The sequence below is a fragment of the Acinetobacter pecorum genome, from assembly GCF_014837015.1.
Classification (GTDB): Bacteria; Pseudomonadota; Gammaproteobacteria; order Pseudomonadales; family Moraxellaceae; genus Acinetobacter; species Acinetobacter pecorum.
This window is the reverse complement of the sequence record NZ_JACSPT010000045.1, coordinates 1-1,235: the sequence shown is the minus strand read 5'-3', so window position 1 is coordinate 1,235 and position 1,235 is coordinate 1. Positions and strand designations below refer to the sequence as shown.

Sequence of the window (1,235 nt, the reverse complement as noted above, 5' to 3'; positions counted from 1 at the left end):
TGGACTGCTCCCAGTATCTTAGACATGAGATAGCCTCATTTTGAAGCTGTCTCGAATGCTTCTGGGCTCATACCATCGAGGTGCGAATGACGCCTGATTCGATTGTAGAACATTTCGATATAATCAAACACATCCGCACGAGCCATTTCTCGTGTTTTATAGATTCTCTTTTTAATTCTTTCCTTCTTTAAACTGCTAAAAAAAGATTCAGCAACAGCGTTGTCCCAACAGTTTCCTCTGCGACTCATACTGGGAATTAAATTATGCTTTTGACAGAATTTCTGCCAGTCTCCACTACTGTATTGTGAGCCTTGGTCTGAGTGTATGATCACAGGTTCATCGGGTCTGCGTCGCCATACTGCCATGAGTAGTGCATCAAGAACGATATCCTTAGCAAGAGTTGGTTTCATTGACCAACCGATCACTTTTCTCGAATATAAATCAAGCACTACAGCCAGATATAACCAGCCTTGCCAAGTCCGAATATAGGTAATATCAGTTACCCAGGAAGTATTCGGAGTATTCACAACAAACTCTCTATTTAAATGGTTGGGTGGCACAATCTGAGGACGACCACGGCCATAACTTTTATGCTTCTTGTATCCTCTAACTGCTGCAATACCATTGTTTTTCATGATCTTCAGTACACGATTCGGGCCACAGCCTTCACCTAGTTCTTTAAGATCCAAAGTAATGCGACGATAACCATAAATACCATAACTAGCATCATAAGAAGATCGGATGAGCTGTAATAACCGTTTATCTTCAATAGTTCTGCCTGATTCGGGTTCATGCAACCAAGCGTAATAACCAGCACGAGCAAGCTTTAAAACCCGACACATCGTTTTAATCTTAAATTGATTACTGTACTCAAGAATAAACTGATACTTTACTCGGGCAGACTTGCAAAGTACCTTGCGGCCTTTTTTAGTATGTCCCGTTCCTCTTCAGTTTGTCTAAGTTGACTTTTAAGACGGAGGATCTCTTTCTTTGCTTCGAGCAATTCATGTTCATCAGGGTTGTTGCGTAAAGGCTGTATCGCCTTTAACCATTTATAAATACTGTGTTGTGATACACCTAAACGTTCCGCTACATCAGTGACAGAATATCCTCGTTCAGTAATTAATTTTATAGCTTCGTCTTTAAATTCTGGGGTATATCGTTGTCCACTCATAATGTTTTCTCCTGTGCAAAAAGAATAGACGATATTTGTCTAGGAGAGTGGTGGCAGTCCA

1 protein-coding gene is annotated in these 1,235 nt (G+C 40.7%); it reads right to left on the bottom strand.

Translation table 11 applies throughout. The annotated features are described in order from the left end of the window. Nucleotides 1-35: 35 nt before the first annotated feature. Nucleotides 36-1,174, bottom strand: a protein-coding gene (locus H9629_RS15270) for an IS3 family transposase (RefSeq protein WP_141667081.1) whose coding sequence is annotated in 2 segments (ribosomal slippage) — nucleotides 36-916 and nucleotides 916-1,174 — 1,140 coding nt in all. Because the reading frame shifts where the segments join, the coding sequence is not laid out codon by codon here. Between the last annotated feature and the right edge of the window lie 61 nt (nucleotides 1,175-1,235).